Here is a 14,698-nt window from a genome sequence, read left to right as displayed (position 1 = left end):
GGAGGCTTCGGGGGTCCCATGAGCAAGGATCACGGGATGGGACCCCGACGCCTCGCAGAAGGGCCCGTCTCGCCGTGAAGATCCTCTACCTCAAGCCGGAGCGCGGCCGGCCATTCTTCTACGCCGACCCGGCCGAGGTCCGCGTGACGGAGGCCGAACGACCCTCCGGCACGCTCGGGCGGCTCTCCCGCAAGTGGGACGAGATCGAGGCCCGCTGGAAGGACGCCGAGGGGTGGGCCGCCCGCTGGAGCCGGAGCGTCTGGGACCGCCTGCACACCATGTGCAGGCCCGACGAACCGCTGCTCGTCAAGCTCGCGACGGCCGACGCGATCGTCATCCGCCACCCCGCCTCGGTCCCCGAGCGCGGGGCCCGCGCCGCGTGGCGGCGCTACCTGCGGGCGCGGGCCGGCTCGCACGGGTTCTGGCTGGCGGTCGACGGCTTCCTCGCCCCAATCACCGGCCTGGTCCTCTGGATCCTGCCGGGACCGAACGTCATCGCCTTCTGGTTCGTATATCGGGCGTACACCCACTACACCATCTTCCAGGCCGTCCGCCGGGCGCGATGGTCGCCGCCGCCCACCACGTTCGAGGCCGACGAATCGCTCGACCGACCCGTCCGCCGCGAAGGCGACGACGGCTGGGCGCACGAGGCCGTCGCCGATCCGGGCAGCCTGCGCGGCTACATCGAGCGCCGCTCCCCCTCGGACGACCCCGGCGAGCCCGAGCACGAGGACGCCGACTCGGACCCCCAGCCCTCCGGCCGGACGTAACCGGCCCCGAAGGAGCCCACCAGGAAGCCTCATGCGCCTCCTCAGCTACAATATCCACAAGGGGATCGGCGGGCGTGACCGCCGCTACCGGCTCGAACGGGCCATCGAGGTCGTCGAGCGCGAGAACCCGGACCTGATCTGCCTCCAGGAGGTGGACAGCGGAGTCAAGCGGACCCGCCACGACGACCAGCCCACCCGGTTCATCGAGGTCTTCCGACCCGCCGCCCATCTGTATCAGCTCAACGTCAAGGCCAAGGCCAGGGCAAGGGCCCGGGCGGGGGTGGGGACGGAGATCGTCACGGGGACGGAGACGGGCGGGTACGGCAACCTCCTGCTCTCGCGCTGGCCGCTGATCTCGCAACACCAGATTTCGATCCGTCAGGAGCGTCGCAAGCCGCGCGGGGCGCAGTTGTGCGTCGTCCAGACTCCGGAAGGGCCGCTGCACCTGATCCACTGGCACCTGGGCCTGAACGAGAGGGAGCGGCACTGGCAGGCCGAGCACCTGCTGCGGCACGCCCTGTTCCGCGAGGGCCGCGACCTCCCCACGCTGATCGTCGGCGACTTCAACGACTGGCGCAATACTTTGGGCCGCAAGGGAGCCCTGGGCGTCGAGGGGTTCCGCCAGGTCACGGCCCCGCTCTCGCGATTCCGCTCGTTCCCCGCCTACCTCCCCATGACCGCGCTCGACAAGGCCTACGCCCGCGGCCCGATCGCCATCCGCCAGGCCCGCATCGCCCGCTCCCGCCTCGCCCGCGACGCCTCCGACCACCTCCCCCTGGTCGTCGACTTCCACCTGGAGCCCGCGCCGGATTCCGACGGGGATCGTCGCCACGCCCTGGGTTGAGGGTCGAGACCCAGCTCCGGCCTCAGCCTCGGCTCGCGTGAGCGGGGGCTCGACCCACTCCAGGGGAACCCAGCCCGCGACCAGCATGGTTCGCCGTGTTGAACGTCTCGTCCATCGAGCGAACGGGGCCCCGCCTCAGCGGCCGTCGAGGACGCTTTCCATCCCACGGCGGCATGAGTCGAGCGCCGCGGCGGCGTCGGGGTCGTCGCGACGGTCGACTTCCTGGCGCGGGTCGGAGGCCAGCTCGTACAGCGTTTCGCGGCCGTCGCCGCGCCTGATGTACGACCAGCCGTCCACGACGATCGACTTCCACGAGCCGGGGAGGTCTCCGTCGAGGTCGCGCCGGGCGTAACGCTCGTCGACGCGCCCGCGCAGCTCGGAGAAGACGGGCGAGGACGGCTCGGGGTGGTCGGCCCACAGGCGCGCCAGCGACCGGCCGGGGAGCGGCGGGGCCGTCGCGCCGGAGAGTTCGAGGGCCGTCGCGGCGAGGTCGCGCGGGCTCGCCGCCATCGTGACGACGCGGCCGGCGGGCGCCAGGCCGGGGGCGCGGATCAGGAGCGGGACGCGCGCCTCCTCGTCGAACAGGCTCAGGCCGTGACCGAACTCGCCGCGCTCGCCGAATTGCTCGCCGTGGTCGGACGTGATGATCAGGATCGTCCGGTCCAGGACGCCGCGCGATCGCAGCGCCTGGATGATCTCCCCGACCTGGGCGTCCAGCGCGACGAGGCAGTCGTCGTAGGCGTCGCGGGCGCGGCGGGCGTCCCGCGGGGTGAGCTTCGTCTTGTCCACGCGCTGCCAGTCGCGCAGCAGGCGGGGCGTGTCCGAGGGCGATTCGTCGGTGAAGCGGGTCGGGAAGCCCGGGGGCGGGATGTACGGATCGTGGGCGTCGAAGAGGTTGAGGAAGGCGAAGAACGGCCGATCGCCACGGCGGTCGAGCCAGGCCAGCATCTCGCGACCGACGCTCGCGGCGTCCTTGCGCGAGAAGTCCAGGTCGACGTCACGCATACCGCCCGTCACCTTCCGGGCCGTGACCGCCGCGGCCAGCTTCAGCCACGTCCGGGACAGGAGCCACCCCAGCGCCGAAGACCGGAAGACCTCGCCGGGCGTAATCGGATAATCGGCGTATACCTGGAACCCGCGCCCCAGGCCCGACTCGCGGCCGCAGAAGAAGGGATTGGCGACGAACCCGGCGGTGTCGAACCCGTCGTCGCGGAGCCGCTCGGCGAGCGTCGGGGCGGCGTCGTCCAGCCACCCCCGGCGCTCCACGCCCAGCTCGCCCGCCCATCGCCCCGTGAACATCGTCGCATGCGACGGGAGCGTCCATGTCGAAGGCGCGCGCGCCTGGTCGAAGACCGTGGACTCCGCCGCGAGCCCCCTCAGGTACGGCGTGGTGTCGCGATCGTGGCCGTATAGGCTCAGGCGGTCCGCCCGCACGGTGTCCAGCACGATCAGCATGACGTTGCGCGCGTCGGCCGGGGGCGAGGGGCTCCCGCGCCGCCAGGCGGCCTCGCGGGCGTCGCGGAGGAAGCACGCCGCGACGAGGCACGCCATGACGACGCCGAGGGCCGGCAGGCCCCGATCGACCCATCCCCCCAGCTCGGCGCGACGAGCATCCAGCCAGGGGCCGGCCCGCCACGCGAACCCGAGCGCGATCAACCCGCAGGCGACCGCCTCCAGCCCGCGCGCCAGCAGGAACCAGCCCAGGACCGCCGTGAAGACGTAGCCCCCCAGCACCAGCCGCCGCGCGCGACCGCCGGCCCGCGCGACCAAACCGCCGACGACCCCGAGCGCCGCCAGGATCGCCGTCACCGACGCCGGCGTCATCCAGACGAAATGCCGGCTGCGCAGGAAGAAGCCCCCCTCCCGCAGCCAGACCCGGGCAACCAGCAGGAGCATCTCCACGAGCCCGGCGGCCAGGCCGATCCCCAGCGCGACGCGGAACGCCCGCCAGCGCGGCTCGCCGCCGCGATCGGCCTCAATCACGCGAGCCTAGTCGCGGGGCGATCGCCGCCACGCGATCCCACAGCCTCCGGGCCACCCTCGCCGGCGCGGTGCCTACGATCATCAACAGCCCCACCATGGAGGCCAACAGAGACGCCAGCGGCATCTGGACTTCGGGGCCGAAGTAGGCGAACGGCGGATTCATGCATGACACCCCTTGTCATGATATGAACATACGGTGGTCCATGCGCACGCGCGACCGCCCGGCATGAAGCCCGCTTCATGATGGAGCGCGAAGATCGGACCGAGCCCCGCGCGAGCGTCGGGCGGGGGCGGCAAGCTGGGCCTATGACGGGCGGCCACGCGGAGCCTTCGTCGATATAGAGCGTCATCCCGGCGCGCGCGGTCCCCGCATTATCTCGGGGAGCCGGGATTGCCGCGGGCGTCGGTTCACGACGCCCGCGCCGGGCCCCGGCGGCGGTCCCCGGCGTTCCAGAGCACGAGCAGCGCGACGAGCGCGACGGCCGGGGCCAGCCCGGCCAGCGCGTTGGGCAGCGCGTACGAGCCGGTGCGGTCGATCCATCGTCCGATCAGGGGATGCGCCGCCCCCGTGACGACCCAGGCGGCGAAGCTGAACAGGCCGGTGACGCGGCCCATCCAGCGCGTGGAGATCTCCTGGGTGAAGGCGTAGTAGGTCGGGAACTGTCCCAGCGAGCCGAAGCCGATCGCCAGGAGCAGCACCAGCAGCAGGGGGGAGGCGGGCAGGTACGCCGCGGCCAGGCTCAACGACGTCAGCCCGACGCACGCGGCGAAGGTCGCCATCCGCGCCCCGTGGACGGTCCAGCCCCGATCCGCCAGCCGGCGCGACAGCACGCCCGCGGCCAGGCAACCCACTCCCGCGGCGACGTAGTACGCCGAGGAGAACCACTGCACGGCCGCCTTGCCGTAGCCGTGCTCCTTCTCCAGCATCTTCGGCATCCACGCCCGGAAGTACTGCCAGCACAGGTTGATCGCGATCACGACCACGATCAGCGCCGCGATCCGCCGGATCGTCGTCGCCCGGTCGACCGTCTCCACGTCGCCGGCCTTGCCGGGCTCGGCGGGCGACTCGGGCGCGTCCAGGTCGCGGGGGCGGATCATGATCAGCCAGGCGACCACCCACACCGCCCCCAGCGCCCCGATCACGCGGAACGGCGTCCGCCAGCCGCCGATCCCGCCGCTGTTCAGCGCCAGCACCACCAGCGGCGTGATGATCGCCCCCAGCGACGCGCCGCTCTGCAGGATGCTGTTCCCCAGCGCCCGGTTCCCGCGCGACAGCAGCCGCTGCGACGCCGCCAGCGCGCAGGGCCACTGGCCCGCCTCGAAGAAGCCGAGCAAGATGCGGTATATCAGCAATTCATTATAAGAATTCGCGCCGCCGGTCAGGAACCCGACCGTCGACCAGCCCAGGAGGATCGCCGGGTACAGCCACCGCAGGCTGAACCAGTCGACGAGGAACCCGGTGCCGACGCCGCCGACGGCGAACGCGATCCCGAACCAGAATTCGAGGTTGCCGTAGTGCTCGTTGGTGAGCTTCAGCTCGGCCTGGACGTCGCTGGCCTGCTGCGCGAGCGCCTGGCGGTCCATGTAGTTCAGGGCCGTCGCCAGGAGCATGAGCACGCAGGCCGCCCAGATGCGCCAGGAAACGCGCCCGGGGGCCTCGGCGATCGCGAGTTGGTCCGGTGCCGTGGCGCTCATGCCAGGCCCCCGTTCCACGAGCGGCCGTCCCAGGCCACGACCTTCTCCAGGAACGCGACGACCTCGCCGGTGAAGTGCCGGAACAGCCGCTCCCCCTTCTCCGCGGTCGCGCGGCCGGGGTCGCCGATGTGCCCCGGCTCGCTCCGGTCCTTGGTCGTCCAGCCGTGCGACGCGGGGGCGAAGGCGCTCCCCCCGGGGACGGCCTCCAGCGACTCGATCGGCCCGACGAGATGGGGCGCGAGGCGGAGGATCATGGACGTCTCCCACTCGCAGGCGTGTTCCATGTGGTCCTGGACGAAGTCCGGCCCCAGGTCGGGCGGCTGGGGTCCGGTCGCCCAGTAGGTCGCCGAGAGGAGGAGCAGATCCTTGCGGTCGCGGTACCGCTGGCGGGCCTCGAAGACGGCCTGGCTGGAGGGCACGATGTTCCCGCCGTGGCCGTTGAGGAAGACGATCCGCCGGAACCCGTGGGCGATGAAGTTGTCGATCAGGCCGTTGAGGACGTCGAGATACGCGCGGGGCTCGGCCGAGATGGTCCCGGGGAAGTCCATGTGGTGGTGCGAATTGCCGAGCCAGAGCAGGGGGGCCCAGGCCACGCGACCCCCCATCGCCTCCTCGGCGCGGCGGGCGACCTCGCCCAGCAGCATGCTGTCGGTGAAGACGGGGAGGTGGTGCCCGTGCTGCTCCACCGCCGCGATCGGCGCGACGATCGGCGTGTCCTTCGACAGCGCCTCGACCTCGGTCCACTTCAGGTCCTGCAACCGCATCGCGGGGCCCCCTCGCCCGATGACTCGCCTCGTCCCCCGCCCGCGCGCGGCGGCACGGCGACCAGTGTAGTCGAGCGGCCGGCGCGAGCAAAGCGTCGAGCGCCGGCGGGCGTATCAGCCGACGTCCGGGCGGTCGGAGCGGGAGAGGACGGCGGCGAGGTCCTCGGGGCGCTGGGAGCCGATGAGGAGGCGGGTGCCGTCGGCGAGGATGACGCGGACCCCGCGGTCGCCGCGCGCGGTGAAGGCGCGCTCGCCGTCGGCGAGGCGGCGGACGCCCCAGCCGCCGTGGTCGACGATGGGGCGGTAGCGGACGACCTCGCAACGCTTCACGTCGGCCAGGGCGATCGTCCGGCGGTAGATCGGGATCCAGCCGTACCAGACCGTCGCCACGTCGCCGGCGGCCTCGGTGGTCATGTGCAGCACGGAGACGATCAGGAGGAACGGCACCCCCAGGCCGAGGCCCACCCCGGCGGCGAACCGGGGCGACGTCGCGTGCGAGGCCAGGTCGGGCAAGTCGGCGCGGTGGGTCCAGCAGAGCATGGCAAGGCCGCAGAGGCATTCCAGCGCGGCGATCAGCGCGTACACCCTCCAGTCGAAGTATTGCTCCTCCCGGAAGACGGCCGCGGCGGGCCGGATCGTCGCCACGCTCGACACGCTCAACGCCCCCCGGGGCCCGGAGGCCCCCCGACGTCCTCGGCCTCGGGCTCGCGCCAGCGGCCCAGGGCGCGCACGGTCGCCTGGTGCCCGAAATCCGCGACGCGCTCCACCGGCGCGGCCCAGAGCGACGGGTTGAGCACCTCGAGCGAGACCGGCCCGTCATAGCCGATCGAGCCCAGGTGATCGATGATCGGCGCGATCTGGAAGTCCCCCTCGCCGGGCAGGATCCGGTCGGAGTCGCCGGCCAGCTCGCGGGGGGTCCCGGCCAGGTCGCAGATCTGCACCCAGGCCAGGTTGTCCTTGTTCAGGTACCCGAGGTCCTCGAACTTGCTGGGCCCGGTGTAGTAGTGGAACAGGTCCAGGCAGACGCCGACGTGCGGCGAGCCGCACTGGGCGATCAGGGCGAGCGTGGTGTCCAGGCTGGCGCAGAAGCTCGCGCCGCCCTGGAATTCCAGGGCGATTTTCACGCCGTGCTCGCCGGCCAGCGCGCCGGCCTCGGCGAGCGAGGCGGCGGCCAGCGGGTAGTCCTCGGCCGTCGGGGCGCGGTGGAAGTCGACCGCGACGACCATCACCGGCGTCCCCAACTCCTTCAGCAGGGCCAGCCGGCGGCGGAAGAGGTCCCAGTGGGCCTGGCGCTCGGCGCCGCGGGAGAGGAGCAGGCCCCCCTGGCCGGCGGCGGCGGCGGCGGTCAGGCCGTGCTTCTCGAGCACGCCGCGGAGGTCGGCGACGGTGTTCTCACGGAGGTACTCCTCCACCTTCGTCAACCACAACTCCACCAGCGACCAGCCGCCGCGGCCGTAGGCCCGCAGGTCGGCCCGCAGCGCGGCGTTCATGGTCGTGGCCTGGCTGATGCAGGGCTTCATGGGCTTCACTCGGCCGAGGGGACGGGCTTGCCTTCGAGCAGATCCCGAAGCGCCTGGACCGCGCCGGCGGCCGGCACGCGCCACTGGCGGCAGCTGTCGCGGTCGCGGAACGTCACGGTGTCGTCGGTCATGGTCTGGCTGTCGACCGTGATGCAGAAGGGCGTCCCGGCCTCGTCCTGGCGGCGATACCGGCGGCCGACGGCCCCCTTCTCGTCGTAGGCGACGTTGTGGCTCTTCTTCAGATCCCGATAGATCGCCTCGGCCTTCTCGGGCATGCCGTCGCGCTTCACCAGCGGGAAGACGGCCGCCTTGACCGGGGCGAGCCGGGGGTGGAACTTCAGGACCGTGCGGACGTCGCCGCCGACCTCGTCCTCGGTGTACGCCTCGCACAGGAACGCCAGCGTGGCGCGGTCGGCGCCGGCGGAGGGCTCCACCACGTGGGGCGTGAACCGCTCCTTCTTCTCCTCGTCGAAGTAGGTCAGGTCCTTGCCGCTGAACTTCATGTGCTGGCTCAGGTCGTAGTCGCCGCGGTGGGCGATCCCCTCCAGCTCGCTGACGCCGAAGGGGAAGGCATACTCGATGTCGGCCGTGGCCTGCGAGTAGAACGACAACTCGTCCGCGCCGTGGTCGCGCAGCCGCAGCCGGTCCGACCGAAGCCCCAGCGCGGTGTACCAGGCGAAGCGGGAGTCGCGCCAGTACTTGTACCAGTCCTTCGCCTCCTCGGGGCGGCAGAAGAACTCGATCTCCATCTGCTCGAACTCGCGCGAGCGGAACGTGAAGTTCCGCGGGTTGATCTCGTTGCGGAAGCTCTTGCCGATCTGCGCGATGCCGAAGGGCAGCTTCACCCGCGCCGTGTCGACCACGTTCTTGAAGTTGGCGAAGATCCCCTGCGCCGTCTCCGGCCGCAGGTACGCCACGTTCGACTCCGACTCCAGCGCCCCGACGTAGGTCTTGAACATCAGGTTGAACGAGCGAGGCTCGGTGAGCGTTCCGGCCTCGTCGGTGCTGGGGCCGATCACCTTGACGCGGTCGTCGGGAGCGATGTCGAGGTAGGGGGTCACCACCGGCGGGTCGACCGGTTTGCCGAACTTCCTGGCGAGCTTGGCGGCCCGCTTCTCCACGGCCTCGGCCGCCTCCTCGGGCGCCCCCCCGAGGCCGGCGAGCCAGGCCTCCGTCGGCTCGCCCTTGGAGTTGGTGGCGGGGAACAGGTAGGCGAAGACGAACATCTGGTCGGCCCGGTAGCGCTCCTTGGTCGCGCGGCAGTCGACCATCGGGTCGCTGAAGCCGCCGAGGTGGCCCGACGCCTCCCAGATCCGCGGGTTCATGATGATGGAGCAGTCCAGGCCGACCATGTCGTCGCGCATCTGGACGTTGTCGCGCCACCAGGCGTCCTTGATGTTCCGCTTCAGCTCCACGCCCAGCGGGCCGTAGTCCCAGAAGCCGTTGATGCCGCCGTAGACCTCGCTCGAAGGGAAGACGAACCCTCGTCGCTTGCAGAGGGAGACCAGCTTGTCCATTTCCAGTTCCATCGTCGCTCTCTCTTCCCTATCGATTCGATGGGGCCCAGGCCCCGGGATCTCGACGCCCGGCCGTATCAGGGGGCGCGATGCCGTCCGGACCGTTCACTTCGAAACCAGCAGCCTCAACGGGTCGCGGGCCAGTTCGACGACCACGTGGCAGTCGGGCCGGTTGATGGTCGCGGCGGCGGCGATGTCGGCGTGCAGGCCCAACTCCGTCACCCGACGCCCGCCCCGGCCCCGTTTCAGGTAGCGGATCAGCGGGGGCTCCTCGCCGGGGGGGGTGCCGTAGTCCTCGCGCGACCAGACGATCTCCTGGATCCGCTCCCACATGTTGCGGACGATCTCGGCCTCGTCGTTGGCCAGCCGGTGCTCCAGGTCGACGAACCGGCTGGCGAACGCCCCGGCCAGCAGCGAATCCTCGTAGCTGATCCGGCCGTCGGTCCCGGCGCAGACGAGGTGGATCGGCCGCTCCTCGTGGATGAGCCGCTGGACGGTCGCCGCGAGGTTGACGAACGCCCCCACCAGGACGACCTCCGCCTCAAGGCTGGCGAGCAGGGCGCGGGTGCCGTTGGTGGTGGTCATCACCAGCGTCTTGCCGCGGCAGGCGTCGGCCGTGTAGTCGCCCGGCGAGTTCCCCAGGTCGAACCCCGGGATCGGCTCCCCCTGGCGCTCGCCGCCGAGGATCGCGGAGCCGCGCGGCAGTCGGCCGGCGATCTGGCGGGCCTCGTCGATCTCCCCGCACGGCATCACGGCGGAGCAGCCGTGGGCCAGCGCGTGGACGATCGTCGTGGTGGCGCGCAGGACGTCGATCACGACCGCCACGCCCCCCCGCAGCGCCCCCGCGGGCATCAACGACGGCAGCAAATGCACCGACACCATCCCGACACTCCTTCCCGCCCCGGCACGCGGCCGTTTCGACCGGCCCCCGGATTCCACCCGCGATTATGGCACACCCCGCCCTCCCTGGGGAGCCCCCGCCGATGGCCGCGCCGATCGATCGGCACACTACCGATGAAGCAAGGCCGCGGAATTTGACTCCATGGCCCCTGGACGCGCCTGGCCGGGGGGGTATGTTTGTAACACTGCCGCGCCGGTCGCCCGCGAAGATCGATCCTAATACTCCGCAGGACACGGCGAGTCCCATGAGCATAAGCCTTCAAGGCCCCGCCGACTTCGGGAAGGTCTTCGCTTTGTCGTCGCCCCCGCGCCGGTTGTACCAGTGGAATCGGCGCGTCAAGAAGGCGCGGGACGGGGCGACCTCGGTTTTCCAGCCCTATCCCGAGCAACTCCCCCTGGAAGCCGGCGGCTACGCCTTCGTCCTCGATAACCGGGGACGATTCCGCGTGGTGCGCGGCTTGGTCAGTTCGCACGCGGCGATGGTACTGCAAGAGCCGGTCGCCGCCGCGGGCTTCTTCTGGATCACGCGTGTCGGCAAGGTTGGCAATATCCAGTGCCGGAGCGTCGATTACCCCCTGTGGGCAGACGGCCCGACGCATCCATTGGTCCGTTTCGTCATCGACGCCTTCCAGAAACACCAGGCGTTCGATGTAAGCCCCCACGCCATCTTCGAGTTCAGCCGGACCAAGCTGGAGCGATTCGACGTCGGGCCGGACGGCGTGCCCGTCTTGGACGCCGCCGAGTTCAACAAACGGTTAGAGGCCGAGGGGCAGGGGACCGATGGCGGTGGCCCATTCCCCGACGATCGCACCGTCGCCTTCGCCCGATACGTCCCGACTCTCCCCCCTCGCCTCTATGCCATGAAGCAGGATCAACTGGCGGAGGCGCTGGACCTCGACGACCGCGAAACCTTCGAGGTCGGCGACTTCAAGGCTGCCTATGGCCCCGCCGACGGCCGCCTGTCATCGGGCCGCAAGGCGTTCGTGGTCGATCCGAACGGCCGGCTCATCGTCGGCCACGGCCACCACCTGCTGTCGGGGGGTCGCCCAGTTGGCGCGGCAGGCCAAATTTACGTGGACGAGGAGGGCGTCGTCACGACGATCAACCTCAACTTCAGCGGCCATTACCGCCCGCCGCTCACGGCCGAGTACGCACGCTACACATACACGGCCCTGATCGGTCATCCCCTCCTGTCGTTCACCGCCGACTGCGCCATCAACGGCCGGCGGAACTTCTCGCTGGAAGGCCCGTTGACGCTCATCGCCGTGGATCCTCACGACCTTCTCATGGACGACGGACGTCTCGAATATCTGCTCGACGCTGACGACGTCTGGGCGGATGACGAGGAAGCGACCGAGGAATGACCGTTAGATCAGCTCGGCGATCGGCTCGCCGTGGGGGAGGAGGGCGATGGGGCGGCCGGAGGTGTCGAGGTAGGTCAGGGAGTGGTCGATCCCCAGGTGGCGATACCAGGTGGCGACGAGGTCGTTGGGGGTGAGGGGGCGGTCGCGGGGCTCCTCGCCGCGGGGGGTGGTCGAGCCGATCGCCTGGCCCATCGATATGCCGCCGCCGGAGAGGAGGACGGACATCGCCTTGCCCCAATGCTCGCGGCCGGGCTGGCCCTCGTGGTTGGAGAGCTTCGGCGTCCGGCCCATCTCGCCCATCACCACGATGAGGGTCTCCCGGTCGAGGCCCCGGGCGTATACGTCCTCGATCAGCGCGGAGACGGCGCGGTCGAGGACCGGCAGGCGGATCTCCATCTGTTCGAAGATGTTCCAGACGCTCGCGTGGTCGTCCCAGGAGAACGCCTTCTGGCCCGGGACGCAGGGGAAGTCGATCGTCACCACCCGCACGCCCGCCTCCACCAGCCGCCTCGCCAGCAGGCAGCGCTGGCCGACCACGTCGCGGCCGTAGCGGTCGCGGATGGCGTCGGGCTCGCGGGAGAGGTCGAAGGCGTCGCGCGCGGCGGAGCCGGCCAGCACGTCGAGCGCCCGCCGCTGGAAGTCGTCGAACGAGCGGGTCGCCCCCTCGTCGATCGACCTCCGCATGGCGTCGAACCCCGCGAGCAGCCGGCTACGGCCCCCCAACCGGGCGCGCCTGGCCTCGTCGAGCACCAGCTCCGGGACCTTGAAGTCGGGCGAGTTCGGGTCGGCCCCCACCCTGTACGGGCCGTGGGAGTTCCCCAGCCCGCCGCCCCCTTCATAGGGGAAGCTGGGCATGGCGACCCACTTCGGCAGCCCGGAGGTCTCGGGCAGGAAGCGGTTGGCCGCGTGGAAGGCGTAAGGGTGCTTGGGGGCGAACGGCGGGGTCTCGACCAGGTCGCCGGTGTATCCGGTCAGCACCGTGTGGGTGCTGTTGACGTGCCCCGGGCTGTCGTGGCTGATCGAGCGGACGAGCGCGAGCTTGTCGGCGATGGCCGCGAGCCTCGGCAGCTTCTCGCAGATCTCCAGGCCGGGGACGCTGGTCGCGATGGGGCGGAAGAGGCCGCGATACGCCTCCGGCGCGTCGGGCTTCATGTCGAACGTCTCCATGTGGCTGGGGCCGCCCCAGAGCCACACGACGATCATCGACGTCCCCCGCGCCCCTCCGGCGGCCGCCCCCTGGGCCTGGAGCCGGAACAGGTCCGAGACCCCCAGCGCCGAGAACCCCGTCAATCCCGCCCGCAGGAACGCCCGCCTCGGCATCGACCCGACGCAAGGATTCTCGGCCATGGCTCTTTCCCCCGAATCGCGGCAGGGCGTCGATCGTGAAGAGGACGCCGACCATCCTAGCCGCGCGCCAATTGTTCAACAACAGTTCGGCGTCCACGGCGCGTGGCTTTCGATCTCGGCCGATCGAGGCCGCCTCATGCTACGATGATCGCGGAGGAAGCCCATGAGCCCCGTCCCGCGCCGATCGGAACGCCCCCGCTACGACCCGGCGTCGATCCGGAAGCTGTTCGACGGCATGGCCGAGACCTACGGGGCGATGAACCTGGTCACGTCGTTCGGCTTCGCGGCGCGCTGGCGTCGGCAGGCGGTGGAGGCCCTGCCGCGGTCGGAGCGGCCCGCGAGGGTGGCGGATCTGATGTCCGGCATGGGGGAACTCTGGAGGTCGCTGGCGGGGCTCGACCCGCCCCCGGCCGAAGTGGTGGCCGTCGACCTGTCGCCGGAGATGGCCCGCCGCGCCGGCGATTCCGGGCCGTTCGCCGTCACGCTGCGGGTGGAGGACGTCCTGGAGATCGACCTGGCCCCCGGCTCGTTCGACGCGATCGTCTCGTCGTTCGGCCTGAAGACCTTCGACCCCGACCAGCAGGAACTCCTCGCCCGGCGAGTCGCGAGCTGGCTGCGACCGGGCGGCGCGTTCTCGTTCGTGGAAATCTCCGTCCCGCCCGGTCGCCTGCTGCGGCCGGTCTACATGTTCTATCTGAAACGGGTCATCCCGCCCCTGGGCCGGCTTTTCCTCGGCGACCCGATCCATTACCGGATGCTGGGCGTCTACACCGAGGCCTTCGGCGATTGCCGCCGCTTCGGCGACTCCCTCTCCCGCGCCGGCCTCCAGGTCGAGCCCTCCCGCCTGTTCTTCGGCTGTGCGACCGGCGTCCACGGCCACAAGCCCCAGGCCGGTTAACCCCCCGGTCGCGACCTCACGGGAGGCCCGCGAAGTTGGCTTCGTTCGCGCGCCGAGGCTTCGCTCTGGTTTCACGCAAGTCAATTCACGGCAATACATTGCCGCCGAAACGACTTGGCTTGGTTCGTCATTTTCGAAATGCTTTTCGGCCCTCTCGATCGGCTCCCGCCATCGTCCCCGCGCCGTCGGGCGAGCCTCGGTCGGCCGCGTCTTCGCGAGCCTTCCCCGCCGCGCAAGCCTCCCGTCGCTCGCCGTACCAATTCCAGGATGCCAAGGAGCGCGATCATCGATCTCCCGCATGATCCGCGGCGACGGGCGGGAGATTCCATGTTTCCGATGATTTTTCGCGATCCCGCCCGCCGGCCCGAGGCGGGGGGCCAATCGTCGCGGACAGGGGTCGCCGGCCGACGCCAGAATCGAAAGCCACGCCCCCCGAAAAACCCGGATTGCCTCCCCTCGCCCCCGCCGTTACACTATCTCCTCCACCGCCTTGGGAGAGGTGACAGAGTGGTCGATTGTGCGGCACTGGAAATGCCGTGTACCTTCACCGGTACCGAGGGTTCGAATCCCTCCCTCTCCGCTTGCGAGCCAAACACAGCCCGGAGTTGCGTCGGCCTCGCGGCTGTGCGATCCGGGCTTACTTATTGGCTTAGACGGGCTGGTTATACCGGCTGGCTCAATCCAGTGCGGTGAATAAGCGGGGAGCACGCGGCACCGCTCGCTCAATCCTCTACCTTATCCCACTCCAGTGCCCATCCCCGGTAGGGCTCGAAATCGGTCGACAGCGGCCACCAGAGTTCTAACGGGTATCGCAATCCCAGGCGGATTGGCTCCGGTCGGCATGCCCGCCGCTCCTGATCCGGCGGAGCCGCGCGAAACGGCTTCCGCCGCCTGCGTCCGATTCCTGTACTCCGGCACATCAAACTAGGCTAGGCGTTTGTCTGGCTCTCGGGTGCCTAGTGGTCTACCGCTTTGAAGGTTGTGGGTAGAGGTGAGCCAGCCTCCGGCGGGCGTCGGCCACCCGGAAGCTCCACTTGACCTGCACCCTCGACCGGTTCCGCTCCTCCTCCCACGGCTCGACCTGGGCCGACACCGC

Annotated in this window: 13 protein-coding genes and 1 tRNA gene; 5 read left to right on the top strand and 9 right to left on the bottom strand. The window is 70.5% G+C overall.

Features of this window, described 5'->3' with window-relative positions; all coding sequences use genetic code 11:
- Nucleotides 1-74: 74 nt before the first annotated feature.
- Together WG209_RS03495 and WG209_RS03490 are read left to right on the top strand one after the other, a co-directional pair.
- Nucleotides 75-770 carry a hypothetical protein gene (locus WG209_RS03495; protein WP_337173614.1) on the top strand — a complete coding sequence of 232 codons (696 nt, stop codon included), beginning with the start codon at nt 75-77 and terminating at the stop codon, nt 768-770.
- A gap of 31 nt (nt 771-801) precedes the next feature.
- Entirely contained in the window at nt 802-1,614 is an 813-nt protein-coding gene (locus WG209_RS03490; RefSeq protein ID WP_337173613.1) for an endonuclease/exonuclease/phosphatase family protein, read from the top strand.
- A 135-nt stretch (nt 1,615-1,749) separates the two neighbouring features.
- On the opposite strand, the gene WG209_RS03485 is transcribed toward WG209_RS03490, so the two are convergent.
- The 8 genes from WG209_RS03485 to WG209_RS03450 all read right to left on the bottom strand — a co-directional run bounded on the left by WG209_RS03485 (nt 1,750) and on the right by WG209_RS03450 (nt 9,975).
- The gene (locus WG209_RS03485) at nt 1,750-3,597 is read right to left on the bottom strand and encodes a sulfatase-like hydrolase/transferase (RefSeq protein ID WP_337173612.1); all 1,848 of its coding nucleotides are present in this window, start codon (nt 3,595-3,597) and stop codon (nt 1,750-1,752) included.
- A complete protein-coding gene (locus tag WG209_RS03480; RefSeq protein ID WP_337173611.1) occupies nt 3,590-3,760 on the bottom strand; it encodes a hypothetical protein in 171 nt (56 codons plus the stop codon). Before WG209_RS03480 ends, WG209_RS03485 begins: the two co-directional genes overlap by 8 nt.
- Before the next feature lie 245 nt (nt 3,761-4,005).
- Complete coding sequence (locus WG209_RS03475; RefSeq protein ID WP_337173610.1) at nt 4,006-5,292, bottom strand: MFS transporter; 1,287 nt, start codon at nt 5,290-5,292, stop codon at nt 4,006-4,008.
- Nucleotides 5,289-6,056 (bottom strand): creatininase family protein, encoded by a 768-nt coding sequence (locus WG209_RS03470; protein WP_337173609.1) that lies wholly within the window; start codon nt 6,054-6,056, stop codon nt 5,289-5,291. The genes WG209_RS03475 and WG209_RS03470 overlap by 4 nt, the downstream gene beginning before the upstream one ends.
- Nucleotides 6,057-6,170: 114 nt before the next feature.
- Nucleotides 6,171-6,710: a hypothetical protein gene (locus WG209_RS03465; protein ID WP_337173608.1), complete on the bottom strand. Its 540-nt coding sequence runs from the start codon at nt 6,708-6,710 to the stop codon at nt 6,171-6,173.
- A gap of 2 nt (nt 6,711-6,712) precedes the next feature.
- Nucleotides 6,713-7,576 (bottom strand): sugar phosphate isomerase/epimerase, encoded by an 864-nt coding sequence (locus WG209_RS03460; RefSeq protein WP_337173607.1) that lies wholly within the window; start codon nt 7,574-7,576, stop codon nt 6,713-6,715.
- A gap of 5 nt (nt 7,577-7,581) precedes the next feature.
- Nucleotides 7,582-9,105: a glycine--tRNA ligase gene (locus WG209_RS03455; protein WP_337173606.1), complete on the bottom strand. Its 1,524-nt coding sequence runs from the start codon at nt 9,103-9,105 to the stop codon at nt 7,582-7,584.
- Between the two features lie 93 nt (nt 9,106-9,198).
- Nucleotides 9,199-9,975 carry a 2-phosphosulfolactate phosphatase gene (locus tag WG209_RS03450; protein ID WP_337173605.1) on the bottom strand — a complete coding sequence of 259 codons (777 nt, stop codon included), beginning with the start codon at nt 9,973-9,975 and terminating at the stop codon, nt 9,199-9,201.
- Between the two features lie 311 nt (nt 9,976-10,286).
- On the opposite strand from WG209_RS03450, the gene WG209_RS03445 reads away from it, so the two are divergent.
- Nucleotides 10,287-11,357: a hypothetical protein gene (locus WG209_RS03445; protein ID WP_337173604.1), complete on the top strand. Its 1,071-nt coding sequence runs from the start codon at nt 10,287-10,289 to the stop codon at nt 11,355-11,357.
- 3 nt (nt 11,358-11,360) lie between these two features.
- Here WG209_RS03445 and WG209_RS03440 read toward each other — a convergent pair whose 3' ends face one another.
- On the bottom strand, nt 11,361-12,704 hold the full coding sequence (locus tag WG209_RS03440) for a DUF1501 domain-containing protein (RefSeq protein WP_337173603.1): 1,344 nt from the start codon (nt 12,702-12,704) through the stop codon (nt 11,361-11,363).
- Nucleotides 12,705-12,867: 163 nt separating this feature from the next.
- Between WG209_RS03440 and WG209_RS03435 the strand changes: the two genes are divergently transcribed.
- Together WG209_RS03435 and WG209_RS03430 are read left to right on the top strand one after the other, a co-directional pair.
- Nucleotides 12,868-13,602, top strand: a complete 735-nt coding sequence (locus WG209_RS03435) for a class I SAM-dependent methyltransferase (RefSeq protein ID WP_337173602.1) — start codon at nt 12,868-12,870, stop codon at nt 13,600-13,602.
- A 493-nt stretch (nt 13,603-14,095) separates the two neighbouring features.
- Nucleotides 14,096-14,182 (top strand) — tRNA-Ser (locus WG209_RS03430).
- Nucleotides 14,183-14,698 lie beyond the last annotated feature (516 nt).

It is taken from the genome of Paludisphaera sp. (assembly GCF_037189885.1).
In the GTDB taxonomy this organism is placed as follows: Bacteria; Planctomycetota; Planctomycetia; order Isosphaerales; family Isosphaeraceae; genus Paludisphaera.
The sequence above is the reverse complement of the archived record's forward strand: the minus strand, read 5'-3'. Positions and strand labels throughout refer to the sequence as shown.

Bases quoted from the DNA above. Each gene is read 5' to 3' on its own strand.
- WG209_RS03490 (WP_337173613.1), top strand. From the start codon at position 802: ATGCGCCTCCTCAGCTACAATATCCACAAGGGGATCGGCGGGCGTGAC.
- WG209_RS03480 (WP_337173611.1), bottom strand. From the start codon at position 3,760: ATGAATCCGCCGTTCGCCTACTTCGGCCCCGAAGTCCAGATGCCGCTG.
- WG209_RS03475 (WP_337173610.1), bottom strand. From the start codon at position 5,292: ATGAGCGCCACGGCACCGGACCAACTCGCGATCGCCGAGGCCCCCGGG.
- WG209_RS03470 (WP_337173609.1), bottom strand. From the start codon at position 6,056: ATGCGGTTGCAGGACCTGAAGTGGACCGAGGTCGAGGCGCTGTCGAAG.
- WG209_RS03460 (WP_337173607.1), bottom strand. From the start codon at position 7,576: ATGAAGCCCTGCATCAGCCAGGCCACGACCATGAACGCCGCGCTGCGG.
- WG209_RS03455 (WP_337173606.1), bottom strand. From the start codon at position 9,105: ATGGAACTGGAAATGGACAAGCTGGTCTCCCTCTGCAAGCGACGAGGG.
- WG209_RS03450 (WP_337173605.1), bottom strand. From the start codon at position 9,975: ATGGTGTCGGTGCATTTGCTGCCGTCGTTGATGCCCGCGGGGGCGCTG.
- WG209_RS03440 (WP_337173603.1), bottom strand. From the start codon at position 12,704: ATGGCCGAGAATCCTTGCGTCGGGTCGATGCCGAGGCGGGCGTTCCTG.
- WG209_RS03435 (WP_337173602.1), top strand. From the start codon at position 12,868: ATGAGCCCCGTCCCGCGCCGATCGGAACGCCCCCGCTACGACCCGGCG.